Origin of the sequence: Cronobacter universalis NCTC 9529 (assembly GCF_001277175.1) — a bacterium.
GTDB classification, from domain to species: Bacteria; Pseudomonadota; Gammaproteobacteria; order Enterobacterales; family Enterobacteriaceae; genus Cronobacter; species Cronobacter universalis.
Map to the genome: position 1 here is coordinate 3,035,934 of NZ_CP012257.1, position 24,725 is coordinate 3,060,658.

A 24,725-nucleotide genomic window follows, 5' to 3' on the forward strand; every position below is an offset into this window, starting at 1 on the left:
CTGACTGTTAGTTTTCAACCGAGCGGATGGCCGCATCGAGATTGTCGGGATGCAGGTTGGCGTTGAGGAACGCCGGGTCCGACGGCAGATCGATCATCAGCTTGTGGATCTCTCCGAAGGTGAGAACGCCGTTTTCCAGCTGGTAGTCGAGCAGATGCCCGCCGCCCTGACGATCGTCGGTGATGAAATGTTCGTGGTAGCCCGCGACGTTAATGCCCTGCATATGCTGCGGCGTGCGGAACCCGACTAACACGCCGTCGCGGCCGTCGAAGCGGAACACCGGCTGGTCGTCCAGCACGTCGGTCATCGCGCGGTACGGCGGCGTCTGGCGCGGCACCGTGCGGGTGTGGGCATGGCGGAAGTGGCCGTCGATGCGCAGCGCGCAGAAGATGTTGTCGGACGGCACCTGGCGGTCGATCACGTCATGGATCTGCTGGCGGCTCATCGGCCGGTCGAAGCGCTGACGGTAGTGCGGTTTAAACCAGGTCATTACCGCGAACGGCGTTTTCTGATCGGGCTGCGCTTCACGGGCGCTGCCGTCGGCGCGCAGCTGGTGAACTTCATGGCTGAAGGCGATGAGTTCGCCGTCGAGTTCGTTAAAGGTGCCGAGGCCAAAATCGCCTTTGGTCAGGAGATCCGCGATGGTGGTATTACCTTCATAAACGCCACTGAGCAGGGCGCTCATCATGGATGTTTGATATATCACACATTCTGTATCTTTATCCCGTAGCGCCCGCACGGTTTCCAGCAAGCTTTGCTCGCAAGAACAATCGGTTGCATGGCTCATTGCACTGATCCTCACTCATATTCCGTAAGAAAGATTAATCAAATGTTGACGCGATTCAGCGCAGGGTTCCAATATAGAAAGCATCCCGGTTTGAGTCGTATTTGATATGGAACTTCGATATTTGCGTTATTTCGTGGCGGTAGCCCAGACGCGGCACTTCACCCGTGCCGCTGAATTACTGGGTATTTCTCAGCCGCCGCTCAGTCAACAGATCCAGCGTCTTGAGCGCGAGGTAGGCACGCCGCTCCTGCGTCGTCTCACGCGCGGCGTGGAGCTTACCGAGGCCGGCGAGGCCTTTTATCAGGACGCCTGCCAGATACTGGCGCTCAGCGACGCGGCGCTGGAGAAAACGCGTGGCATCGCCCGTGGCGTTAACGGCACGCTCTCGATAGGCATCAGCAGCTCCAACGCGTTTCACCCGCATATTTTTTCCCTGCTGCATGAATTTCAGCGCCGCTACCCGGCCATTACGCTGCTGCAGCAGGAGGCGAACATGGCGTCGCTGATGCACGATCTGGAAGAGGGTTTGCTGGACGCCGCGTTTGTCCGCCTGCCGTGCGAGAGCAGCAAAGCGTTTAACCTGCGCCTGATTGACGTGGAGCCGATGGTGGCGGCGCTGCACCGCAGCCATCCATTGAGCGAGCGTGATGAAGTGGCGCTGAGCGAACTGGTCGGTACGCCGCTGATCCTCTTCCCGCATGAAGTGGCGCCGGGGCTGTATGAACTGGTGTTTAACGCCTGTCTGCGCGCGGGGCTGGCGCCTGCCGACAGCCAGCAGGCTTCGCAGCTTTCCTCCTCGCTCAGCATGGTGGCGGCGGGGTTTGGCTTCGCGCTGGTGCCGGTCTCGATGCAGTGCATCGGGCACCCGGAGGTGACGTTTCACCGGTTAAGCGATCAAACGCTGAAAACCGATATCGCGCTGGCCTGGCGTAAGTTTGAGCGCTCGCCGTCGGTACGCCGGCTGGTGGAAATGTTTTAAGCGCCAGAATCGCCTGAATTCTCGCGAAAAAGAGGAAGACGGCGCGCGCGGTGTTTATAGTTACCCGATAAGCGTACCGCCAGGGATGAAAAAATGATTGTTAACAGTATGGTGTACCGGCGCGACAAAAAGCCGGAAGTCATTAACCTCGAAGATATCAGCGAGGCGATTGAAGATCCTGACGCCTTTATCTGGCTGGGGCTCTGGCAGCCCGACGCGCCGTTTATGCACATCATCCAGCAGGAGTTCGGCCTGCACGAGCTCGCGATTGAAGATGCCCTTACCGCCCATCAGCGCCCGAAAATCGAACAGTATGGCGAATCGCTGTTTATGGTGGTGAAAACCGCGTGGATGAACCGTCAGGAACAGATCGAGTTTGGCGAAACGCACCTGTTTATCGGCAAAAACTTTCTGATAACGGTGCGTCACGGCGCGTCGGAAAGCTATGCGCCCATTCGCGCCCGCGCCGAGGAAAAGCCCGACATGCTGGCGATTGGGCCGGGCTACGCGCTCTACTGCCTGCTCGATTTTATCGTCGATAACTATCTCGAAATCACCTCGTCGCTCACCAGCCGCATCGGCGAGATGGAAGACACGATGTTCCGTACCGAGTTTGATAAGCAGGCGGTGCAGCAGGTCTATACGCTGCGTCGTCAGTTGCTGGCGATTCGTAACGCCGCGCTGCCGGTCGACGAGATCTGCAATCAGCTGATTCGCCTGCATGAAGATATCGTGCCGAAGACGCTGCGCCCTTACCTGCGCGACGTCCAGGATCACGCGCATCATGTGGTCATGGATGCGGAAGATATGCGCGAGATGCTGACCAGCGCCATGCATGTGAACCTGGCGCTGGTTACCGTTCAGCAAAACGAGGTGGTGAAAAAGCTCGCGGGCTGGGGGGCGATCCTGGTGGTGCCGACCGTTATCTTCAGTATGTACGGCATGAACTTTGAAAATATGCCGGAGATACGCTCGGCGTTCGGGTATCCGGTGACCATCGGCGGCACCATCGCCGTCTGCTATCTGCTCTACTGGAAGCTCAAGCGCTCGGGCTGGCTGTAAGATCCACCCGGTCGCCCCGCGTGGTCGGCTGGGAGATAACCAGGAATTCCACCGCCCCGGCCCCGTCGTTGCGCGCCTGATGCGGCGCCTGCGGCGGAATTTCTATCGCTTCGCCAGGCGCAAGCGTGACGCGCTCGCCGTTGAGCTCCATCGTCAGTTCCCCACTCAGCACAAAAAAGCACTGGCGCGACTGCTCATGGTAGTGGCGCTGTTCGGCGCGTCCGGCGGGCATCCGCTCATGGATAACGCTGAGACCCAGGCTTTTCACCAGATGCCAGCCGTCGCAGTCGCCGCCCCACAAATAATGTTCCGCATTCGCTCTGCTGATTTTCATACGCGCTCCTGTTTTTATACCCTTCCAGAGTGGCCGTTAGCGAAGCCGCTGACAAGCACCAGGAATCGGGAATTACGCACCGTAATTAATTTCTTTTTAATTGTTTTTTAAGGAAAAAGCAGGATGAAAAAATTTCTTTCAACGAGCCCGCGCGTCGCTTGTCACCTCTGAAATAAAGGATTACATTAGCGCTCGCTGACGTCATTTGACGCGCATGATTTTAGAGAGCGGCAGCCGGTTTGAGGAATAGTCCCAAAGTGATTCGGCTGTGGCGTCAACTTTGTATACTGTGACCTTGCGTATTGATTCAGGCGTGTTTTCAGGCATGCGGAGCGATGTAACGTGAAATACTTCTTTATGGGCGTCTCGGTGATTTTACTGTTGTGGGCCGGCACGTTTGCCCTGATGATTTAGTAAAACACCTGAGTAAAAAAAAACAGGAGCCACCGGCTCCTGTTTTTTTATTCGGCGTCCTGCGCCGCGGCGCTCTTCGCGCCCGCGGGCAACAGCCCGTCGGCCCGGAACATCGCTTTAATGCCGCGCACCGCCTGGCGGATGCGATCGCGGTTTTCAATCAGCGCGAAACGCACATGGGTGTCGCCGTAGTCGCCAAAACCAATCCCCGGCGAGACGCAGACTTTCGCGTCCTGCAGCAGCTTTTTGGCAAACTCCAGCGAGCCCATCGCCGCGTAAGGCTCAGGGATCTTCGCCCAGACATACATCGACGCTTTCGGGCATTCGACCATCCAGCCCGCCTCGTGCAGCCCTTTCACCAGCACGTCGCGGCGGCGTTTATACTGCTCCGCGATATCGCGCACGCACTGCTGATCCCCTTCCAGCGCGGCGATGGCGGCCACCTGGAGCGGCGTAAAGGTGCCGTAGTCGTGATAGCTTTTGATACGCGCCAGCGCGCTGACCAGCTCCTGGTTGCCCACCATAAAGCCGATGCGCCAGCCCGCCATGTTGTAGCTTTTAGAGAGCGTGAAGAACTCTACGGCGACATCGCGCGCGCCTGGCACCTGCATGATGGACGGGGCTTTCCAGCCGTCATAGACGATATCGGCGTAAGCCAGATCGTGCACCACCAGCACGTCATAGCGCTTCGCCAGCGCCACGACTTTCTCGAAAAACTCCAGCTCCACGCACTGCGCCGTCGGGTTCGACGGGAAGCCTAAAATCATCATTTTCGGCTTCGGGTAGCTTTCGCGGATCGCCCGCTCCAGCTCGTTGAAGAAATCCAAGCCCTCCACCAGCGGCACCGAACGCACCTGCGCGCCGGCGATCACCGCGCCGTAGATGTGGATCGGGTAGCTCGGGTTCGGCACCAGCACCGTATCGCCATGATCGAGCGTGGCGAGCATCAGGTGCGCCAGCCCCTCTTTCGATCCGATGGTGACGATAGCTTCGGTTTCCGGGTCAATCTCCACCTCGTAGCGCTCCTGATACCAGCGCGAAATGGCGCGGCGCAGACGCGGAATACCGCGCGACGTGGAGTAGCCATGCGTATCCGGGCGCTGGGCCACGGTGCAGAGTTTTTCGACGATATGCGGCGGCGTGGGGCCGTCCGGATTGCCCATGCTGAAATCGATAATATCTTCGCCGCGCCGACGCGCAGCCATTTTCAGCTCAGCAGTGATGTTAAAAACGTAAGGGGGAAGGCGTTCGATACGCGAAAAACGGCGTTTGGGACTGAAATCAGCCATAGGTTCCTCGATGTGACGTAAGCGCCCGGACCGTCCGAGCGACGCTGCCGCTGATGCGGCCCTAAGAACATAGCCTGGAAAATTTTCCGCTGTCGAGAGGCCAGAGCAAAAAAATTTACGGAACAAAAAACAGGAACTTTCATTTGAAAGTTAACCCTGTTTTATTTGATGACTCATGGCTATATTAACTTCGACGCAACAAAACAATAACCCCTGTTCACGATTGCCGGAGTACATGTCATGACCCTGCACATTCCCGATCTTCCCGCCGCTATCCGCGAGATAAAACAGCAGCTGCGCCAGGCGCTGCCGAACTATCAGGCCGTGTTTGCCGAGCTGGAAGCCGACATCGCGCGCCAGATAGAAACCATCAAAAGCGAAACCGCACGCGGCGAAAGCCCGGTGCCGCAGATCCAGGCCGACGACATTATTAACGGCCGCATCAGCGACGCGCAGAAAGCCCGCATCCGCGAGCGCGGCTGCTGCGTGATTAAAGGCGTCTTCCCGGAAAACCAGGCGCGCGCCTGGAACCAGGAAATTGGCGATTATCTTGAGCGCAACGATTTCGTCGAAAAGCTCAAGAACGCGGCGGAAGATAACTATTTCGGCACGCTTGCCGACAGTAAGCCGCAGATTTACGGCATTTACTGGTCGAAGCCGCAGGTGGAGGCGCGCCAGCACGAGCGTATGAAAGCCGCGCAGGTGTTTCTGAATAATCTCTGGCAGACGGAGAGCCACGGCAAACAGCATTTCGATCCGAATCGCGTGGTGACGTACGCCGACCGCACCCGACGCCGCCCGCCGCGCTCGTCGTCGCTTGGCCTGTCGCCGCACGTCGATGGCGGCTCGGTAGAGCGCTGGCTTGATGAGAACTTCCGTCACGTTTACCGTCACGTCTTCAGCGGCGAGTGGCGGCGCTACAACCCGTTTGAAGCGGAAGGACGCGTCGAGGCGCGGGAGATCCCCTCGCCTGCCGTCTGCTCCATGTTCCGTACCTTCCAGGGCTGGACGGCGCTCTCCGAGCAGCGCAGGCACGGCGGTACGCTGACGCTGCTGCCGGTGGCCAACGCGATGGCGTATATCCTGCTGCGCGCGTTGCAGGACGACGTGCCGGAGGATTCGCTGTGCGACGCGAAGCCTGGCCGCGCGTTATCCATTAACGAACGCTGGCATCCCCTTTTACTGACCGGGATTTCCTCAATTCCCGATATGGAACCGGGCGATACCGTGTTCTGGCACTGCGACGTTATTCACGCGGTGGAAAACGAGCATCAGGGCGAGTTTGACAGCAACGTGATGTATATCGCCGCCGCGCCGTGGTGTGAGAAGAACGACGCCTATCTGAAGCGCCAGTGGCCGGCGTTTGTGGAAGGCCGCTCGCCGCCGGACTTCGCGCCGGACGATTTTGAGGTCGATTTCAGCGGGCGCGCCGCCGAGGCGGATCTCACCCCTGCCGGACGCGAACAGCTCAGAGGCGCGTAACCGGCAAAACCTGGCGGCTGGTCAAGGGCCGTCAGGTTTTCTATCATGTGCGCTTTCCTGCCAGACTTCGGGTTTTCCGTGCACGAGATTTTCGACATGCTGCTGGCGGTCTTTGACCGCGCGGCGCTAATGCTGATTTGCCTCTTTTTCCTGATTCGCATCCGCCTGTTCCGCGAGCTGCTGCATAAGAGCGCCCACACGCCGAAAGAGCTGCTGGCGGTCACCGCTATCTTTTCGATGTTCGCGCTGTTCAGCACCTGGTCCGGCGTGCCGGTGGAAGGCTCGCTGGTGAACGTGCGCATTATCGCCGTGATGTCCGGCGGTATTCTCTTTGGCCCGTGGGTCGGCATCATTACCGGCGTTATCGCCGGGCTGCACCGTTACCTGATTGATATTGGCGGCATCACCGCCATTCCCTGTTTTATCACCAGCATCGTCGCAGGCGGGCTCTCTGGCCTTATCAGCCGCCGGGTGCCGAAAGCGCAGCACTGGCGGGCGGGTATTCTCGGCGGCATGCTGTGCGAAACGCTGACCATGATCCTGGTGGTGGTCTGGGCGCCGACCACGGCGCTCGGGCTGGATATCGTGTCGAAAATCGGCGTGCCGATGATTTTAGGCAGCGTCTCTATCGGTTTTATCGTGCTGCTGGTGCGAAGCGTCGAGGGCGAAAAAGAGGCCAGCGCCGCGCGCCAGGCCAAACTGGCCCTGGATATCGCCAACAAAACGCTGCCGCTGTTCCGCCATGTGAATACCGAATCCCTGCGCCAGGTGTGCGACATTATCCGCCGCGATATCGACGCCGACGCGGTCGCCATCACCAATACCGAAAAGGTGCAGGCCTATGTGGGCGTGGGCGAGCATAACTACCAGGATAACAGCGACGCGCTGAGCCCCACCACGCAGCAGGCGATCCGCTACGGCAAAATCATCATCAAGAATAACGACGAAGCCCACCGCACGCCGGAGATTCACTCCATGCTGGTGATCCCGCTGTGGGAGAAAGGCATCGTCACCGGAACGCTGAAAATCTACTATTGCCATGCGCATCAGATCACCTCCTCGTTGCAGGAGATGGCCGTTGGTCTGTCGCAGATTATCTCCACGCAGCTTGAGGTGTCGCGCGCCGAGCAGCTGCGCGAGATGGCGAATAAAGCGGAGCTGCGCGCGTTGCAGAGCAAAATCAACCCGCACTTCCTCTTTAACGCGCTGAACGCCATTTCTTCGTCCATACGCCTCAACCCGGACACCGCGCGCCAGCTGATTTTCAATCTCTCGCGATATCTGCGCTACAACATCGAGCTGAAAGACGACGAGCAGATCGACATTAAAAAAGAGCTGTACCAGATCAAGGATTACATCGCGATCGAACAGGCGCGCTTCGGCGACAAGCTGACCGTGATTTACGATATCGACGACGAGGTGAACTGCCGCGTCGCCAGTCTCCTTATCCAGCCGCTGGTGGAGAATGCGATTGTGCATGGCATTCAGCCGTGCCGCGGCAAAGGCGTGGTGACGCTTAGCATCGCGCAGAGCGGCAGCCGGGTGCGGATCGCGGTGCGCGATACCGGCCACGGCATTGATCCTCAGGTTATCGAACAGCTGGATACGGACGAGATGCCGGTGAATAAAATCGGGCTGGTTAACGTGCACCATCGCGTGAAGCTGTTGTATGGCGAAGGGCTGCACATTCGCCGCCTGGAGCCGGGCACCGAGATTGCGTTTTACGTGCCGGATCAACCGCCGCGTCCTGACGCCGCGATGCTGTTGTAGAGAGAGAATACGATGAAAGTGATTATCGTCGAGGATGAAGTCCTCGCGCAGCAGGAGCTGAACTGGCTGATTAAAACGCATAGCCAAATGGAGGTGGTCGCCACGTTCGAAGACGGGCTGGATGTACTGAAATATCTCCAGCAGCACGACGTGGACGCCATTTTTCTCGATATCAATATTCCGTCGCTGGATGGGGTGCTGCTGGCGCAGAACATCAGTAAATTCGCCCGCAAGCCGTTTATCGTGTTTATCACCGCCTGGAAAGAGCATGCGGTGGAGGCGTTCGAACTGGAAGCGTTCGACTATATTCTGAAACCGTATCAGGAGTCGCGCATTATCGGGATGCTGCAAAAGCTGGAAGCCGCCTTTGCGCAGCAGAGCGCGCCGCACGCCGCCGCACCCGCCGGGCGCGAGAACGCGACCATTAACCTTATTAAGGACGAGCGGATTATCGTTACCGATATCAACGACATTTACTACGCCGAAGCGCACGAGAAGATGACGTTCGTCTATACGCGCAAAGAGGCGTATGTGATGCCGATGAATATCACCGAGTTTTGCAGCCGCCTGCCGGAGGCGCATTTTTTCCGCTGCCACCGCTCCTACTGCGTGAATCTCAATAAGATCCGCGAGATCGAGCCCTGGTTTAACAACACCTACATTTTGCGCCTGCGCGATCTCGATTTTCAGGTGCCGGTGAGCCGCGGCCGGGTTAAAGAATTCCGCCAGCTGATGCGGTTGTGAGGAATAACAAAAAGGCGCCGCGCGGCGCCTTTTTTGTCAGAGGATCTGCCCCAGCGTCTGGCGCAGATGCGCGCCCGCGCCCAGCAGCCCCGGCTGGTCGTGAACAATCAGATAGACCGGAATATCCTGTACGTAAGCTTTAAAGCGGCCTTTATCTTCAAACCCGCCGCGGAAACCGCTGGAGGTGAAGAAGTCCAGGAAGCGCGGCACGATACCGCCTGCGATATAGACGCCGCCAAAGGTGCCGAGCGTCAGCGCCAGGTTGCCGCCGAAACGGCCCATGATGACGCAGAAGAGCGACAGCGCGCGACGGCAGTCGGTGCAGCTGTCATCCAGCGCGCGTTCGGTAATGTCTTTCGGACGCAGGTTATCCGGCAGACGGCCATCGGCTTTGACAATCGCGCGGTAGAGGTTCACCAGGCCCGGCCCTGACAGTACGCGCTCGGCGGAGACGTGGCCGACTTCGGCGCGCAGCTGTTCAAGAATAATCGCCTCTTCTTCGCTGTTCGGCGCGAAATCGACGTGACCGCCCTCGCCCGGCAGGCTCACCCAGCGCTTATCGACATGCACGAGGTGCGCGACTCCAAGCCCGGTGCCCGCGCCATAAACGGCGATCGGTTTATTGGGCTGCGGCTCGCCGCCGCCAAACTGGATCAGATGGTCGGTTTTGAGCATCGGGATCGCCATGGAAACGGCGGTGAAATCGTTAATAATTTCCAGATGATCGAAGCCGAGATTCTTTTTCATTTCGGCGACAGAAAACGCCCAGACGTGGTTGGTCATCGCCACCCAGTCGCCGGTAATCGGACACGCAATGGCGATACAGCCATCCGTTACCGTGGCGTTGTGCTCCTCCAGATACACCCGCACCACCGCTTCCAGGCTCGGATAATCAAGGCCGGAATAGGTTTTCGCCTTGAGTATCTCGCCGCTGTCTACGTCGCACAGCGCTAAGCGTGCGTTGGTGCCGCCTACGTCTCCCACCAAAGCATATTTGGTCATTCTGTTGCTGCTCCGCTAAATACAAAATAATCTTGGCACACTCTAAATTCCCGGCGCCTGAACAACAATGACCATAGCATAAGTGCCCCGTGTTTAGAGACTTACATCACAGATTACCTTGAACGTTTCAGCATCTTCTGTATCGAAAGGCGCTTATTCGTCCTGCGCGCCGTTGCGGGCCTCCAGCGCCCGGCTGACGGCATCGAGCAGCGGCGGCACATCGTCGCGCGGCAGCATCACCTCAATTAACGACAACCGCTCGGGCCGCGAGAGGCGCTCCAGCACCTCTTTTAGCTGCGCCGCGTCGCTGACCCGCCAGCTTTGCGCCTGGCTGTCGGCGTGCAGCGCGTGCGGCAGTTTCGTCCACTGCCACGGGGCGATATCGTTATAACGCTGCGTCGCGCCGTGGATGGCGCGCTCCACCGTGTAGCCGTCGTTATTGAGCACGATAACCACCGGCGCCTGGCCGTCGCGCAGCATGGAACCCATTTCCTGAATGGAGAGCTGCGCCGCGCCATCGCCGGTGATCAGCACCACGCGGCGGTTCGGGCAGGCGGTTTGCGCGCCGAACGCGGCGGGCAAGGCGTAGCCTATCGAACCCCAGAGCGGCTGCACCAGGAAATCACAGCCAGCGGGCAGACGCAGCGCGGCGGCGCCAAACGCGGCGGTGCCCTGATCGACGGCGATGATGTCGCCCGGCTGTAAAAACGCCTCGATCAGCGGCCAGAAGTTTTGTTGATTAAGCGCGCCCGCGGCGGCGGGTTTGGTTGCAGGCGGCGTGATGTCTGGCGGCGCGAGCCGCGCGCTGTGGCGTCTGGCGATGTCATGCAAAATCGCCACCGCCTGATCCATCGCGATGCCGCTGAACCAGCGGTCGCCCACGCGGGTGGCCCAGGGCTGGACGTCGATAGTCTGGTCGCGCGTCAGGCGCTGGGTAAACCCGGCGGTGATGGTATCGGCGAACTGCACGCCGACGCAGATGACCAGATCCGCCTCTTCTATCGCCCGGCAGACCGCCGGATCGCTCGCCGCGCCGCTGTAGGTGCCAGTAAAGCCGGGCTTTGTTTCATCCAGCACGCCTTTGCCCATCAGCAGCGAACTGTGGGGCATCGGCGTGTCGTCCATCCACTGATGCAGCGCGTTTTGCACGCCGAAGCGCTGCGCCAGGAAATCCGCCAGCAGCGCCACGCGCCCGCCTTTGGCGAAGCGCGCCTGCGCCGCCTCGCGAAACGCGGCCAGCTGTGCGTCGTCGCCCTGTGGCCGCGATACGGTGATAGCGTTTACAGGCGAAACCGCCGGCGCGCTTGCCACATCGGTCGGCAGCACCAGATATCCGGGGCGGCGGGTACGCAGCATTTCCGCTATCACCCTGTCGATTTCGCTACAGGCGTTCGCGGGCGTAAGCCAGCCCTGGGCGGCGGTAACTTCGCGGGCGATGCGCATAAAGTGGTGAAAATCGCCGTCGCCCAGCGTGTGGTGCAGCACTTCGCCTTTGCGCTGCGCCGACTGACACGGCGCGCCGACGATATGCAGCACCGGCACCGCCTCAGCGTAACTACCGGCGATGGCGTTGAGCGCGCTGAGCTCGCCGACGCCGTAGGTCGTCAGCAGCGCGCCGATGCCGTTGCAGCGGGCGTACCCGTCGGCGGCGTAAGCGCCGTTGAGCTCATTCGCGCAACCGACCCAGGTGATGCGCGGGTGGGCGATAACGTTATCGAGGAACAGCAGATTGTAATCTCCAGGCACGCCAAACAGGTGCTTAACGCCACATCCCGCCAGACGGTCCAGCAGATAATCGGCAATACAATAGTAAGCTGGCATATTCGCCATCCTTTTTCAGGGGCCTGTAGTGAGTATTGGTGAAGTGTGATCCCTGTCCAGAATGCGGCAGCAAAAAGCGGTGGCAAGCAAGATTTACGCACGCCGGGCGTGTAGGCTGTCAGCTTTCGTACCCGGTGTAACCGTATACACTTGCGGTATCGCTTTGCGTCTTAACGCGATACTCCAACAGTGCAGCAACCACGTACAGAGGTGAATAAGCATGGTTTATCAGGCAGATCCTGCGCGCTACGCCACGATGGAATACCGCCGCTGCGGACACAGCGGCCTGAAGCTTCCGGCCATTTCGCTCGGCCTGTGGCATAACTTCGGCGACGCTACGCTGGTGGAGACCAGCCGCCAGCTGCTGCGCCGGTCGTTTGATCTCGGTATTACTCATTTTGATCTCGCCAATAATTACGGACCGCCGCCGGGCTCCGCCGAAAGCCATTTTGGCCGCATCCTGAAAGAGGATTTTCTCCCGTACCGCGACGAGCTGGTTATATCCACCAAAGCGGGCTACACCATGTGGGATGGGCCTTACGGCGACTGGGGGTCGCGCAAATATCTGATTTCGAGCCTCGACCAGAGCCTGAAGCGCATGGGCCTTGAGTATGTCGATATCTTCTATCACCACCGCCCGGACCCGGAGACGCCGCTCGAAGAGACCATGCGCGCGCTGGACCATATCGTGCGTCAGGGTAAAGCGCTGTATGTCGGCATCTCTAACTACCCGGCGGATAGGGCGCGCGAGGCTATCGATCTGCTGGCGCAGCTTGGCACGCCGTGTGTTATCCACCAGCCCAAATATTCGATGTTTGAGCGCTGGGTAGAGGATGGCCTGTTGGATCTCTTGCAGGAAAAAGGCGTCGGCAGTATTGCGTTCTCGCCGCTGGCGGGCGGACAGCTGACGGACCGCTACCTGAACGGCATTCCGGCGGATTCGCGCGCCGCCAGCGGCAGCCGCTTCCTGAACCCGGATCAGATAACGCCTGAGAAGCTGGAGAAAGTGCGCCAGTTGAACGACCTCGCGGTACAGCGCGGGCAGAAGCTGTCGCAGATGGCGCTCGCCTGGGTGCTGCGCGATGAGAAAGTGACGTCAGTGTTGATTGGCGCCAGTAAAATCAGCCAGATAGACGATGCGGTGGGAATGCTCGCCAACCGGAACTTCTCCGCCGAAGAGCGTCAGGCGATCGAGGCGATACTCACCTAGTGCATGAGGTGACGCTGCTTTAGCAAAAAGTGCGGTCATACCTGTTTTCAGAGTCGGAGCGATGCTGCAGGGATTTACAGGTCCGTAATATTACTGCAACAGGCCACTACGGCCCCGATCGTGAAGGAGATAAGTATGTTCAGGTCACTGATTCTTGCAGCAGCGTTACTGGCGGGCACCGCGCCGCTTATCGCCAGCGCTGGTGAAATCACCCTGTTGCCATCCATCAAATTACAAATTGGCGATCGCGACAATTACGGTAACTACTGGGACGGAGGCCGCTGGCGCGACCGCGACTACTGGCGCAACCATTACGAGTGGCGCGGCGACCGCTGGTGGCGTCATGACAATGGCCTGCACCGCGGCTGGGATAAACGCCGCGGCTGGGATGACCGCCGGGCGTATGAGCGCGGTTATCGCGAAGGCTGGAACGATCGCGACGACCGTCGCGGCTGGGGTAAACATGGCCGCGGCCACGGTCATCACCACTGATTTCACAACGGTAGTGACGAAAAAGGCAGGCTCAGCGCCTGCCTTTTTTACGTCGTTATAACCCGAGCGCCGTGCCCACCAGCAGCCAGATATTCAGCGCCACCACCAGTACGACAATCGCCCAGCCGGTACGTTTTACCCACGGCGTGTTCACCAGTTCGCCCATCAACGTTTTGTTGCTGGTAAAGAAGAGCAGCGGCACCAGCGCCAGCGCGATACCAAAGCTCAGCAGCACCTGGCTCATCACCAGAATACGCGTCGGATCGAGGCCCATCAGGATAACGATAAACGATGGCGCCATGGTGACCGCGCGACGCACCCAGAGCGGAATGCTGAAGCGCACAAACCCCTGCATCACCACCTGCCCCGCCAGCGTGCCCACCACCGTGGAAGAGAGCCCCGCCGCCACCAGGCTTAAACCAAAAATGGTCGCCGCCGCGTGGCTCAGCAGGGGTTCGAGCGTCAGATACGCCTGATCAAGCTCCGCCACTTTGGTGTGTCCGCTGAAGTGGAACGCCGCCGCGGCGGTCGCCATCATCGCCAGATTCACAAAACCGGCGATGGTCATGGCGATCGCCACGTCCCATTTGGTCGCCGAGTAGCGTTCTTTGCGAGAACCGTCATGCAGGTTTTGCGTGAGCGACGAATGCAGATAGATAACATGCGGCATGATGGTCGCCCCCAGCACGCCCGCCGCCAGGAACACCGCTTCGGATGTCGGCAGGCTTGGGATCAGCATCCCTTTGCCGAGTTCCGCCAGTTTCGGCTGCGAGAAGAAAAGCTCGACGATATACGCCGCCGCCACAAACAGCAGCAGCCCGCCGATCACTTTCTCCAGCGGCTTTTGCCCGCGCTTTTGCAGCATCAGGATCAGAAACGTGGCGATGCCCGTCAGCACCGCGCCCTGCAGGAGCGATACGCCGAGGAGCAGCTTAAAGCCTATCGCCGCGCCGATAAATTCCGCGAGGTCGGTCGCCATCGCGATGATCTCCGCCTGCACCCAGTAGAACCAGACGACCGGGCGGGGATAGTGATCGCGGATCTGCTCGGCGAGATTTTTGCCGGTGGCGATGCCAAGCTTGGCGGAGAGCACCTGAATCAGCATCGCCATCAGGTTCGCCCAGACCACCACCCACAGCAGCTGGTAGCCGAAGCTCGCGCCCGCCTGAATGTTGGTCGCAAAGTTGCCCGGATCGATATAGCCAATGGCAGCGATGAAAGCCGGCCCCATCAGCGCCAGCCTTAACTTCCGCGCTGTACGGCCACGATTTTGCTCAACGCGACTGTGGTTCATTCTCTGCCTCTGAAATATAGCCTTTGCTATGTTTCATGCTACCAAAATGAGAATGATTATCAAGTTCATTAAACCGGACAATCTCTGATGGCTCTGATAGCTGAAATCAATGAAAGGTAGGTTAAGATCGAGGAATACGCGGAAAATACTATGCCGTGCGCCCACGTATGTTAAAAGTGTAGCAGCAAAAGATAACCTTTCACTGCTTTACGCAACATAACATTTTTGTATGTTTGATCACTCTTTTAGCGTTTGGTCACATGACGTAACTATACTGTGTTGCAGATCTCGTTTTCTAAATGGTTGTTGCATAGAATGTGCACGGAAATTAAACCTGCCTCATATTTGGAGCAAATATGTCCCGCGTTCTGCATTTCGTTTTGGCGCTCGCCGTTGTAGCGCTGCTTGCTTTGCTGGTCAGTCACGACCGCAAAAAAATTCGTCTGCCTTATATTGGCCTGCTGCTGGTGATTGAAGTGCTGCTGGCCTGGTTCTTCCTTAATTCAAATATTGGCCTGGGCTTTGTGAAAGGCTTCGCCGATATGTTTGAAAAACTGCTCGGCTTTGCTAATGAAGGGACAAACTTCGTCTTTGGCAAAATGAATGATGAAGGTCTGGCTTTCTTCTTCCTGAAAGTGCTCTGCCCTATCGTCTTTATCTCTGCGTTAATCGGTATCTTGCAGCACATTCGCGTTCTGCCGATTGTTATCCGGGCTATCGGTACGGTTCTCTCCAAAGTGAACGGTATGGGTAAACTGGAATCCTTCAACGCGGTAAGCTCGCTGATTCTGGGACAATCAGAAAACTTTATCGCCTATAAGGATATTCTCGGCAAAATGTCGCGCAACCGTATGTACACCATGGCCGCGACCGCGATGTCCACCGTGTCTATGTCGATCGTCGGCGCGTACATGACCATGCTGAAACCGCAGTACGTGGTGGCGGCGCTGATCCTGAACATGTTCAGCACCTTTATCGTCCTCTCCATCATCAACCCGTACCGCGTTGAGAATGAAGAAGATTTGCAGATGTCTAACCTGCATGAAGGGCAGAGCTTCTTCGAAATGCTGGGCGAGTACATTCTGGCAGGTTTCAAAGTGGCGATTATCGTGGCCGCGATGCTGATTGGCTTTATCGCGCTGATCTCCGGCCTCAACGCGCTGTTTGCCGCCGTACTGGGCATCTCCTTCCAGGGCATTCTGGGCTATATCTTCTACCCGGTTGCCTGGGTGATGGGCGTACCGGCCAGCGAAGCCCTGCAGGTGGGCAGTATTATGGCGACCAAACTGGTGTCTAACGAATTCGTCGCGATGATGGATCTGCAGAAACTGGCGGGCACTATCTCTCCGCGCGCGGAAGGCATTCTGTCCGTGTTCCTGGTTTCCTTCGCCAACTTCTCTTCTATCGGCATCATCGCGGGCGCTATCAAAGGCCTGAATGAAGAGCAAGGCAACGTGGTCTCCCGCTTCGGCCTGAAGCTGGTGTACGGCTCTACGCTGGTGAGCGTGCTCTCCGCGTCTATCGCCGCGCTCGTGCTGTAAGCTAACGCGACGCGTTAAAAACCGGGGCCTGGCTCCGGTTTTTTTATGCCCGGCGCTCAAGCGGCTCTGGCTGCCCCGGCAGGTAGCCCTGAATGTACTCCACGCCGAGCGCGAACAGCAGGTCGCGCTGCGCCGGAGTTTCAACAAACTCCGCCACTACGGTAAGCCCCCGCGCCTTCGCCAGATCGCAAATCGATTTCACGACCAGCGCGTCAAAGGTATTGCTCACCACGTTCCGCACAAAACAGCCGTCGATTTTAATGATATCGGCCTGTAAATTTTTAAGCCGCTCGAAGTTGGCGTAGCCGGTGCCGAAATCATCAATCGCGATGCAAAATCCGCGTTCCTGCAAGAGCGCAATATTGTGCATGGTGTTTTCCGAGCCGGAGAGCGCCTGCTCTTCCGTCACCTCCAGAATCACGGCGCTGACCGGCACCTGGTAGCGCTCAAACAGTGCGATAGCCTGCTGGGCGATGCCCTGCTGTTGCAGCGTTAAGGGCATCAGGTTAACGGAAAAGCGCGCCCCCGGGCGCGTTTGCGGGTGGCTGTGCAGATACTTCAGGAGTTTCTCAAGCACCTGCATATCGAAACGCGCGCTGAGGTTAAAACGGGCGATCAGCGGGATAAACTTCGCGGGCAGAATAAGCTCGCCGCCGTATTCAAGCCGCGCCAGGATTTCGGCATACCCCTCTCCCTGCGCGTTGCGTATCGGCTGCGCGAAGAGCGTGATGCCATCCTCTGAGAGCGCGCGTTTTACCTTTTGCAGCATCAGCACCGGCTCACTGGTTTGCCCGGAAATGCCCTGACTGCGGCTCTCCAGCGCCACCACCGGCTCGCCGGGCTGTGCAAGCTCTGCCAGATAACTCAGTTGTCCGATAGTGCGGTAGAGCTCTTCCGGCGCCTGCGCCTGCTGTACCGGCGCCCAGGCGGCGCCGTAGTCGAGCTCAAGCTGCGCGCCGTTCCACTGGATACGTTTACTGCTCAGCAGATCCACCATGTGCCGCAAGCGGTCGTGCGGCTCAGGGCCTGCCAGCCAGATAAGCAGATCGCTTTCCGGCAGCTGGAAGATTTTCTCCCCCGCGTTAAGCCAGGGTTGCAGCAGCGCCGTCACCTCTTTTTTACACTGGATACGCATCATCAGGCCGTAATGACGGCTGAGAAACTCAAGGTTGGTCACGCGCAGACAGCAGAGCGCGCCGCCTGAAGCATTTTGCAGGTGCAGCTCCAGCGCGCGCAGGTTCGGCAGGCGGGTGAGCGGATCGGTCAGTGCGAGCATACGGTACTGCCGTTTCATCCATTCATTCTTGTTAAAAATGACCGTCATGAAACGCATTGAAACCGTAAATGCGATAAAGCCAGACAGCATAAACGCCAGTAAAAAGCCGTGCTTTTCGGACGGCAAAAAGCTGTGGTTGCTGCCCAGCAATAATAATAAAGAGACTCCCCAGAGCAGCGTAATCAGCACGGGACCGATGAGAAAAATCCCGGCGGTAAATAAAACGAAAATCACCGGCAGCGTATAAATCGAAATTAAAAAAACTTTAAACGGCAGCAGAAAGAGCGTCAGCACAATGAACACCGCGGCAAACCAGCCGGCGGCCAGCAATTTTTTTTCCGGCGCCAGCAGCGGAATAATGCAGCGGCGCCAGAACGCGCGGGCAAAAACCGGGCTCAGCGCCATACGGATCGGGTAATAAAAAATATCGACGAAAATAACCGACGCCGCCATTAACCCCTGCACGGTGACAATACTGTAAAACGAGGTGCTCTCGCCAAAATAAGACGCAATAATCTCAGGATAATCAAGCAAGTAACCTGAAACCATCATTAAGAGTTTAATCAGGCAGGGCGCCAGCAATCCGGTCAGAAAGAGGCGCAACCCCGTTCCGTGACGGGCTATCGCAAAGCGCCAGCGCGGGCCTTTCAGAGCGCGGCACAGCCCGCAAACCAGAATGTTCGGCACTATCAGACTGGCGATAAACGCCAGCAGTTGTTGGCTATTTAACGGAAAAAAGCAGCCATAGAAAAATAAAAAGGAGAGCGTCAGCGGGGCTAAAGCATAACGTCCGAAAAGATAAATCATCGCCAGCATCAGGCTGAGCGGTAAAAAGGTTAAATATATTTCGGCACCATCGACAATAGCCTGTGGGGATAACAGACGTGCCAGCGGCAACAACATGACGCACAGCAATAACGCGATGCCTGACTTACGCAAACCGGAGCGATAATTCATAGGGAGCTTCTTACAGGCATGGCGGCGTTTCTACAGACTTTAATGATAAAAACCTTTCGCCAGGCTGGCAAGAAAATGGGGAATGTTCAGGAGCGGCGGCGGATGATGAGTAGAAAATCATCCAGCCTTAAAAGCAAAAACCCCCGCCATAAGGCGAGGGTTTCAATTTTGGTGGAGCTAAGCGGGATCGAACCGCTGACCTCTTGCATGCCATGCAAGCGCTCTCCCAGCTGAGCTATAGCCCCACGAGATGTTGATGTTACTGACCAAACCTGATGGGATAAAGGTTTGGTGGAGCTAAGCGGGATCGAACCGCTGACCTCTTGCATGCCATGCAAGCGCTCTCCCAGCTGAGCTATAGCCCCGTCGGAACACCTTGTCGCGTTGACGGGCGGGATAATAAGAATTCCACCGGACAGTGTCAACGCCAAATTCATCTTTGCCTTTCAAGTGCCGAAAAAGCCAGCAAAAAGGTTCCCAAAAACCGCATCTCCCGATACGCTAGTTATTCGCGTCACAGTTTCCTGTACTGTGTTCTTGTACGATTAACCACTAACAGGTTACATGTTGAAAAGGATGAGTCATGGTCAAGGATCGAATGACCCCGGACGAGCTGGCGCATTACACCGGTTACAGCCGCCAGACGATCAATAAATGGGTGCGCAAAGAGGGCTGGCACACGTCGCCGAAGCCCGGCGTGCAGGGCGGCAAAGCGCGCGTCATTCATGTAGATGAACAGGTGCTGGCGTTTATCCGCAGCGCCCGCCGCGTCTCTGACAACGTGGCCCCCTACACGGCCTCTGTCGACGCGCCCCTGGAAAATCTGCTGCTTAACTCCCTGAAAGAGATGAGCCAGTCAGAGCAAAAACAGCTGACCTCGTTACTGCTGCGTGAAGGCATTGCCGGCCTGTTGCAGCGTCTGGATATTCGCCACACGGATTAAGCCATGAACCGATTTACACGCTGGATGACGGCGAAAGAACTGGGCGAGCTGACGGGTTACACGGCGCAGACCATCAGCGGCTGGGCGCGGAAGTATGGCTGGAAGCGCATTTCTCTGAAAGGGCGTAAAGGCGGCGCGCAGTTAATTCTTATCACGCAGCAGGTGTATGACTATTTTCTGTCCACCGATAAGCTGCGCTACTCCGCCCACCTCTATAGCCGCGTCGAAGAGAACGATGCGCCCTACGTGACCTGGGATAACGAAATGATGGCGCAGTTTATTCGCACGCTGGAGATGCTGACGCCTGATGAGCAGGCGCGCCTGAGCGAGCTGATTAATGAAGAAGGGACTGACGGTCTGGTGAAAAGGCTGGGCCTTAGCGACGAAAAATAAAAGCCGGCTTGCGCCGGCTTTTTTTATTACTGCTGGTTTTCGCGTTCCGCGATAAAGGCCAGCGCTTTGTTGATACGCTCTACGCTTCGGGATTTGCCAATCGCGTGAACGGTGACGTCCAGGCCCGGCGACTGCCCTGCCCCGGTCACCGCGACGCGCAGCGGCATGCCTACTTTGCCCATGCCCACTTCCAGCTCATCGGCGGTCGCCTGAATGGCGTGATGCACGTTTTCAGCGGTCCAGTCGGTCAGCGCCGCGAGTTTATCGCGCACCACTTCCAGCGGCTGACGCGCCACCGGACGCAGGTGTTTTTTCGCCGCGTCGGCGTCAAACTCGCTGAAATCTTCATAGAAGTAGCGGCAGGTCTGCGCCATCTCCTTGAGAGTTTTGCAGCGCTCGCCCAGCAGTTTGACCAGCTCCGCCAGCTGCGGGCCGTTGCGGGTATCGATGTTTTCCTGCTCGATATGCCACTGCAGATGCGTCGCCACATACTCCGGCGCCAGCGTGTTGATGTAGTGGTGGTTCAGCCACAGCAGTTTATCGGTGTTGAACGCGCTCGCCGATTTGCTCACTGCGTCAAGCGCGAAGAATTTGATCATCTCTTCACGGGAGAAAATTTCCTGATCGCCGTGGGACCAGCCCAGACGCACCAGATAGTTCAGCAGCGCTTCCGGCAGATAACCGTCGTCGCGATACTGCATCACGCTGACCGCGCCGTGACGTTTGGAGAGCTTTTTACCGTCATCGCCATTGATCATAGAGACATGCGCATACAGCGGCACCGGCGCGCCCAGCGCTTTCAGGATGTTGATCTGGCGCGGCGTGTTGTTGATATGGTCTTCGCCGCGGATCACATGCGTGATCTCCATATCCCAGTCGTCCACCACCACACAGAAGTTGTAGGTCGGGGAACCGTCAGTACGACGAATGATCAGATCGTCGAGTTCAAGGTTGCTGAACTCAATCGGGCCGCGGATCTGATCGTCAAAGACGACGGAACCATCCTGCGGGTTCGCAAAACGCACGACGCAAGGCTCATCGTCAGCGTGATGCTCATGGCTGTGGCGGCAGCGGCCGTCATAACGCGGCTTCTCGCCCTTCGCCATCTGCTCTTCGCGCAGCGCTTCCAGACGCTCTTTCGAGCAATAGCATTTATATGCCGTACCCGCCGCCAGCATTTCATCAATGACCGCGTTGTAGCGATCGAAACGTTTGGTCTGGAAATACGGTCCTTCATCCCACTCCAGGCTCAGCCAGTTCATCCCATCCATAATGGCTTCGATGGCTTCCGGCGTGGAGCGCTCAAGATCGGTGTCTTCAATACGCAGCACAAATTCGCCGCCCTGATTGCGGGCGAAAAGCCAGGAATAAAGAGCGGTACGGGCGCCACCGACGTGCAGATAGCCGGTCGGGCTTGGCGCGAAGCGGGTTTTGATTTTCATTGATTGGCCTTAGTGTTAAACAATGCCATTAAGCGGCACATGCCAGGGAGTGACAAAGTGGGCAATATTCTACCACCGTGCGCTGATTCCTCAATCTTGATACCTTCCGCCCCCTCTTTTCAGTCGTTATCTGTTGAGAAATCATACCTTAACGCCCAGAAAACCAGCGCACTGTCTAATTTTACGACGAACAAACAAAAACTTTGGAAAAGGCGTTGACTCATTTTCAACTCTCCCTATAATGCGACTCCACACAGCGGGGGTGATTAGCTCAGCTGGGAGAGCACCTCCCTTACAAGGAGGGGGTCGGCGGTTCGATCCCGTCATCACCCACCACTTTAACGTGGTTCCCGCAGTGTAGATAAGAAATGAGAAGTGGGTGATTAGCTCAGCTGGGAGAGCACCTCCCTTACAAGGAGGGGGTCGGCGGTTCGATCCCGTCATCACCCACCACTTTCTCGCCAGCGAATTTCTTATCATTAGTAACAGAAGTACCGAAGTGGGTGATTAGCTCAGCTGGGAGAGCACCTCCCTTACAAGGAGGGGGTCGGCGGTTCGATCCCGTCATCACCCACCACTTCGGGTCGTTAGCTCAGTTGGTAGAGCAGTTGACTTTTAATCAATTGGTCGCAGGTTCGAATCCTGCACGACCCACCAATGTAAAAAGGCGCCCTAAAGGCGCCTTTTTGCTATGCGCGCTATCCTCATTCTCACGCCTTTTATCGTATTCACCCGCTCTGCTTCATTTTTATCCGCGATTTCGCCATTAAGCACTCAGCTTTCCGGCTCCGGTGCCGATACCTTCTCCAGGCTTATAAAAAAGGAGAACATGATGTCGACCACCATTACTGCTTCAACCCCGTCAGTACAGACAAGCAGCAGCAGCGCGTCCAGCGGCAACGATATTGCGTCGCAGATAGCCCGCCTGACCCAGCAGATCACCAAGCTTACGACCAAGCTAAAAGATCTCGCCACCAGCGAAGGCAGCGCGGAAGAGAAGCAGAAACAGCAGCAGCTTATCCAGAACCAGCTCAAAATGCTGCAGGCGCAGCTGGCTCAGTTGCAGCATGAGCAGGCTGAACAGGCGCAGAAAAAACAGGAAAGTAAACAAATGGAAGCCGTGAAGCAGGCATCAGGCGACCATCAGATTGACGTCTACGTATAAGAAAAACGTTCTCACCGGCCGGTAACAGGGCTACGGTGAAATGGCAGGAAAGATCACGGCGCGAAGATTCGCGCCGTTTTTTCAGGGTTTTTTCAGCGGCTGAACCAGATGGCCCAGCCCTTCTGATTTAATGAGCAGCGTCACCGCCATCAGCTCGCCAAGTTTTCCGGCGGGAAACTCGTCCTTGCGGGCAAACCACAGCAGATACTCTTCCGGCAGGTCGATAAGCCGGCGGCCTTTGTATTTACCAAACGGCATTTCCGTATTGGCGATGGCGATGAGTTGCTCTTTTTCCATATTACTCACCCAGCAGGCGCAGCATTTCCGCCTCGTCGATCACCTCAATGCCCAGCTCCTGCGCTTTCGCAAGCTTGGAGCCGGCCGCTTCACCGGCGATAAGCAGATCGGTTTTCTTCGACACGCTGCCGCTGACCTTCGCCCCCAGCGCCGCGAGGCGCGCTTTAGCGTCGTCGCGCGACATCTGGCTTAACGAGCCGGTCAGCACCACGGTTTTCCCGGCGAACGGGCTGTCTATCTCTTCGGCTTTCACCACCTGCGGCGCAGGCCAGTGAATGCCTACTTCTTCGGTGAGATCGCGAATGACGGCGCGGTTGCTCTCTTCTTCAAAGAAGTTGAACACATGCGTCGCGACCACGATGCCGACATCCGGCACTTTTTGCAGGTCGTCGATCGAGGCGTTAATCAGCGCCTCCAGCGTGCCGAAATGCGCCGCGAGCCCGGCGGCGGTCGCTTCGCCCACTTCCCTGATGCCAAGGGCATACAGGAAACGCGCGAACGTGGTCTCTTTGGCTTTCTCCAGCGCAGCGACCAGATTTTGCGCCGATTTCGGCCCCATGCGGTCGAGCCCGGTCAGTTTGCCCGCGGTCAGACGGAACAGATCGGCAGGCGTATGGACATATTCTTTCTCAACCAGCTGATCGATGATTTTATCGCCCATGCCGTCCACATCCATCGCGCGGCGCGAGACGAAATGCTTAAGCGCCTCTTTACGCTGCGCGCCGCAGATAAGCCCGCCGGTGCAGCGCGTCACCGCCTCGCCCTCTACGCGCTCGACGTCCGAGCCGCAGACCGGACACTGCGCCGGAAACACGACCGGCCGCGTCTCTTGCGGGCGCTCAGAGAGCACCACGTTGACCACCTGCGGAATAACATCCCCCGCGCGGCGAATCACCACTTTATCGCCGATACGCAACCCAAGGCGGGCTATCTCATCGGCGTTATGCAGCGTCGCGTTGCTCACCAGCACCCCCGCCACCTGTACCGGCTCAAGACGCGCCACCGGCGTGATAGCCCCGGTACGTCCGACCTGGAACTCCACGTCGCGCACGGTCGTCAGTTGCTCCTGGGCCGGGAATTTAAACGCCACGGCCCAGCGCGGCGCCCGCGCCACGAAGCCCAGCTGTTCCTGAAGCTCAAGCGAATCGACTTTAATTACCACGCCGTCGATGTCAAACCCGAGCGTCGGCCTGTCGGCCTCGACCTGGTGGTAAAACGCCAGCACTTCTTCCGGCGTTTTCACGAGGCGAATGCGATCGCTCACCGGCAGGCCCCAGGCTTTAAACTGTTGCAGACGATCCATATGGCTGCGCGGCAGCTCGCCGCCTTCCAGCAGCCCGACGCCGTAACAGAAGAAGGTCAGCGGGCGTTTGGCCGTGACGCGCGGATCGAGCTGACGCAGCGATCCTGCTGCCGCGTTACGCGGGTTAGCGAAAACTTTACCGCCGGTACGCCGGGCTTCTTCATTAATTTTTTCAAAGCCCGCCTGCGGCAGGAACACTTCGCCGCGCACTTCGAGGCGCGCCGGAATGTTATCGCCATGCAGCTTCAGAGGAATGGCGCGAATGGTGCGCACGTTAAGCGTGATGTCTTCGCCGGTGGTGCCGTCGCCACGGGTGGCGGCGCGTACCAGCAGCCCATTTTCATAGAGCAGGCTGACCGCGAGGCCATCGAGTTTCAGCTCGCAGCAGTACACCAGCGCATCGGTGCTTTTCAGACGGTCCTGCACGCGCTTGTTGAACGCCAGGAAACTCGCCTCGTCAAACACGTTATCCAGCGAAAGCATCGGCACTTCATGCCGCACCTGGCTGAACTCGGTCAGCGGCGCGGCGCCAACGCGCTGGGTGGGCGAATCGGGCGTGACCAGCTCCGGATGCGCCTCTTCCAGCGCGCGCAGTTCGCGCATCAGACGATCATATTCGGCGTCCGGCACTTCCGGCGCGTCCATAACATGGTAGAGAAATTCATGATGGCGAAGCGTGGTTCGCAGTTGAGTCAGTTTTTCTTCGATTGATTCCATAACGCACCATC

General features: G+C 57.8%; 22 protein-coding genes and 6 tRNA genes. 16 read left to right on the plus strand and 12 right to left on the minus strand.

The features are described 5' to 3' along the window. Positions 1 to 7 precede the first annotated feature (7 nt). Complete coding sequence (gene budA / locus AFK65_RS14015; protein ID WP_032804794.1) at positions 8 to 787, minus strand: acetolactate decarboxylase; 780 nt, start codon at positions 785 to 787, stop codon at positions 8 to 10. A 106-nt stretch (positions 788 to 893) separates the two neighbouring features. Between budA and AFK65_RS14020 the strand changes: the two genes are divergently transcribed. Continuing rightward, positions 894 to 1,766: a LysR family transcriptional regulator gene (locus tag AFK65_RS14020; RefSeq protein ID WP_032804796.1), complete on the plus strand. Its 873-nt coding sequence runs from the start codon at positions 894 to 896 to the stop codon at positions 1,764 to 1,766. Between the two features lie 93 nt (positions 1,767 to 1,859). After that, entirely contained in the window at positions 1,860 to 2,828 is a 969-nt protein-coding gene (locus AFK65_RS14025) for a magnesium and cobalt transport protein CorA (protein WP_007700198.1), read from the plus strand. On the opposite strand, the gene AFK65_RS14030 is transcribed toward AFK65_RS14025, so the two are convergent. Next, positions 2,806 to 3,162, minus strand: coding sequence for a cupin domain-containing protein (locus tag AFK65_RS14030; RefSeq protein WP_007700200.1), 357 nt, complete (start codon positions 3,160 to 3,162; stop codon positions 2,806 to 2,808). The genes AFK65_RS14025 and AFK65_RS14030 overlap by 23 nt on opposite strands. Before the next feature lie 357 nt (positions 3,163 to 3,519). Here AFK65_RS14030 and ypdK point away from each other — a divergent pair, with 357 nt between their 5' ends. Beyond that, positions 3,520 to 3,576 carry a membrane protein YpdK gene (gene ypdK / locus AFK65_RS22455; RefSeq protein ID WP_097566156.1) on the plus strand — a complete coding sequence of 19 codons (57 nt, stop codon included), beginning with the start codon at positions 3,520 to 3,522 and terminating at the stop codon, positions 3,574 to 3,576. 47 nt (positions 3,577 to 3,623) lie between these two features. Here ypdK and alaC read toward each other — a convergent pair whose 3' ends face one another. Further along, complete coding sequence (gene alaC / locus AFK65_RS14035; RefSeq protein WP_038856617.1) at positions 3,624 to 4,865, minus strand: alanine transaminase; 1,242 nt, start codon at positions 4,863 to 4,865, stop codon at positions 3,624 to 3,626. A gap of 240 nt (positions 4,866 to 5,105) precedes the next feature. Here alaC and AFK65_RS14040 point away from each other — a divergent pair, with 240 nt between their 5' ends. From AFK65_RS14040 to AFK65_RS14050, 3 genes are all read left to right on the plus strand, one after another. Continuing rightward, on the plus strand, positions 5,106 to 6,347 hold the full coding sequence (locus tag AFK65_RS14040) for a DUF1479 domain-containing protein (protein ID WP_038856614.1): 1,242 nt from the start codon (positions 5,106 to 5,108) through the stop codon (positions 6,345 to 6,347). 78 nt (positions 6,348 to 6,425) lie between these two features. Then, positions 6,426 to 8,117 (plus strand): sensor histidine kinase, encoded by a 1,692-nt coding sequence (locus tag AFK65_RS14045; RefSeq protein WP_085959953.1) that lies wholly within the window; start codon positions 6,426 to 6,428, stop codon positions 8,115 to 8,117. Between the two features lie 12 nt (positions 8,118 to 8,129). After that, positions 8,130 to 8,861, plus strand: a complete 732-nt coding sequence (locus AFK65_RS14050) for a LytR/AlgR family response regulator transcription factor (protein WP_007700211.1) — start codon at positions 8,130 to 8,132, stop codon at positions 8,859 to 8,861. Between the two features lie 36 nt (positions 8,862 to 8,897). Here the strand turns inward: AFK65_RS14050 and glk are convergent, their stop codons facing one another. Together glk and AFK65_RS14060 are read right to left on the minus strand one after the other, a co-directional pair. Beyond that, positions 8,898 to 9,863, minus strand: a complete 966-nt coding sequence (gene glk, locus AFK65_RS14055; protein ID WP_007893455.1) for a glucokinase — start codon at positions 9,861 to 9,863, stop codon at positions 8,898 to 8,900. Between the two features lie 153 nt (positions 9,864 to 10,016). Next, positions 10,017 to 11,684: an alpha-keto acid decarboxylase family protein gene (locus AFK65_RS14060; protein ID WP_007700214.1), complete on the minus strand. Its 1,668-nt coding sequence runs from the start codon at positions 11,682 to 11,684 to the stop codon at positions 10,017 to 10,019. A gap of 220 nt (positions 11,685 to 11,904) precedes the next feature. On the opposite strand from AFK65_RS14060, the gene mgrA reads away from it, so the two are divergent. Beyond that, positions 11,905 to 12,894 (plus strand): L-glyceraldehyde 3-phosphate reductase, encoded by a 990-nt coding sequence (mgrA, locus tag AFK65_RS14065; RefSeq protein ID WP_007700218.1) that lies wholly within the window; start codon positions 11,905 to 11,907, stop codon positions 12,892 to 12,894. Positions 12,895 to 13,029: 135 nt separating this feature from the next. After that, complete coding sequence (locus tag AFK65_RS14070; protein ID WP_038856612.1) at positions 13,030 to 13,386, plus strand: DUF2502 domain-containing protein; 357 nt, start codon at positions 13,030 to 13,032, stop codon at positions 13,384 to 13,386. A 55-nt stretch (positions 13,387 to 13,441) separates the two neighbouring features. On the opposite strand, the gene AFK65_RS14075 is transcribed toward AFK65_RS14070, so the two are convergent. Then, positions 13,442 to 14,680 (minus strand): Nramp family divalent metal transporter, encoded by a 1,239-nt coding sequence (locus AFK65_RS14075; RefSeq protein ID WP_071602496.1) that lies wholly within the window; start codon positions 14,678 to 14,680, stop codon positions 13,442 to 13,444. A gap of 356 nt (positions 14,681 to 15,036) precedes the next feature. Between AFK65_RS14075 and AFK65_RS14080 the strand changes: the two genes are divergently transcribed. Next, positions 15,037 to 16,221, plus strand: coding sequence for a NupC/NupG family nucleoside CNT transporter (locus tag AFK65_RS14080; RefSeq protein ID WP_007700237.1), 1,185 nt, complete (start codon positions 15,037 to 15,039; stop codon positions 16,219 to 16,221). Between the two features lie 43 nt (positions 16,222 to 16,264). Here the strand turns inward: AFK65_RS14080 and AFK65_RS14085 are convergent, their stop codons facing one another. From AFK65_RS14085 to AFK65_RS14095, 3 genes are all read right to left on the minus strand, one after another. Beyond that, entirely contained in the window at positions 16,265 to 18,454 is a 2,190-nt protein-coding gene (locus AFK65_RS14085; protein ID WP_038856609.1) for an EAL domain-containing protein, read from the minus strand. Between the two features lie 169 nt (positions 18,455 to 18,623). Further along, positions 18,624 to 18,699: transfer RNA gene (locus AFK65_RS14090), tRNA-Ala, on the minus strand. A 44-nt stretch (positions 18,700 to 18,743) separates the two neighbouring features. Next, positions 18,744 to 18,819 (minus strand) — tRNA-Ala (locus AFK65_RS14095). A 218-nt stretch (positions 18,820 to 19,037) separates the two neighbouring features. On the opposite strand from AFK65_RS14095, the gene AFK65_RS14100 reads away from it, so the two are divergent. Together AFK65_RS14100 and AFK65_RS14105 are read left to right on the plus strand one after the other, a co-directional pair. Further along, positions 19,038 to 19,397 (plus strand): YfeC-like transcriptional regulator, encoded by a 360-nt coding sequence (locus tag AFK65_RS14100; protein WP_032804800.1) that lies wholly within the window; start codon positions 19,038 to 19,040, stop codon positions 19,395 to 19,397. Positions 19,398 to 19,400: 3 nt separating this feature from the next. Next, positions 19,401 to 19,790 (plus strand): YfeC-like transcriptional regulator, encoded by a 390-nt coding sequence (locus AFK65_RS14105; protein WP_038856608.1) that lies wholly within the window; start codon positions 19,401 to 19,403, stop codon positions 19,788 to 19,790. Positions 19,791 to 19,816: 26 nt separating this feature from the next. Here the strand turns inward: AFK65_RS14105 and gltX are convergent, their stop codons facing one another. Further along, positions 19,817 to 21,232: a glutamate--tRNA ligase gene (gltX, locus tag AFK65_RS14110; RefSeq protein ID WP_007700256.1), complete on the minus strand. Its 1,416-nt coding sequence runs from the start codon at positions 21,230 to 21,232 to the stop codon at positions 19,817 to 19,819. A 260-nt stretch (positions 21,233 to 21,492) separates the two neighbouring features. Here gltX and AFK65_RS14115 point away from each other — a divergent pair. From AFK65_RS14115 to AFK65_RS14135, 5 genes are all read left to right on the plus strand, one after another. Continuing rightward, positions 21,493 to 21,568: transfer RNA gene (locus AFK65_RS14115), tRNA-Val, on the plus strand. A gap of 41 nt (positions 21,569 to 21,609) precedes the next feature. Next, positions 21,610 to 21,685, plus strand: a tRNA-Val gene (locus AFK65_RS14120). Positions 21,686 to 21,733: 48 nt separating this feature from the next. Further along, positions 21,734 to 21,809 (plus strand) — tRNA-Val (locus AFK65_RS14125). 4 nt (positions 21,810 to 21,813) lie between these two features. Continuing rightward, positions 21,814 to 21,889, plus strand: a tRNA-Lys gene (locus AFK65_RS14130). 175 nt (positions 21,890 to 22,064) lie between these two features. Further along, positions 22,065 to 22,397, plus strand: a complete 333-nt coding sequence (locus tag AFK65_RS14135) for a FlxA-like family protein (RefSeq protein ID WP_032804801.1) — start codon at positions 22,065 to 22,067, stop codon at positions 22,395 to 22,397. 81 nt (positions 22,398 to 22,478) lie between these two features. Here the strand turns inward: AFK65_RS14135 and AFK65_RS14140 are convergent, their stop codons facing one another. Together AFK65_RS14140 and ligA are read right to left on the minus strand one after the other, a co-directional pair. After that, positions 22,479 to 22,694, minus strand: a complete 216-nt coding sequence (locus AFK65_RS14140) for a DUF3820 family protein (protein WP_007700262.1) — start codon at positions 22,692 to 22,694, stop codon at positions 22,479 to 22,481. A 1-nt stretch (position 22,695) separates the two neighbouring features. Beyond that, on the minus strand, positions 22,696 to 24,714 hold the full coding sequence (ligA, locus tag AFK65_RS14145) for an NAD-dependent DNA ligase LigA (RefSeq protein WP_038856607.1): 2,019 nt from the start codon (positions 24,712 to 24,714) through the stop codon (positions 22,696 to 22,698). Positions 24,715 to 24,725 lie beyond the last annotated feature (11 nt).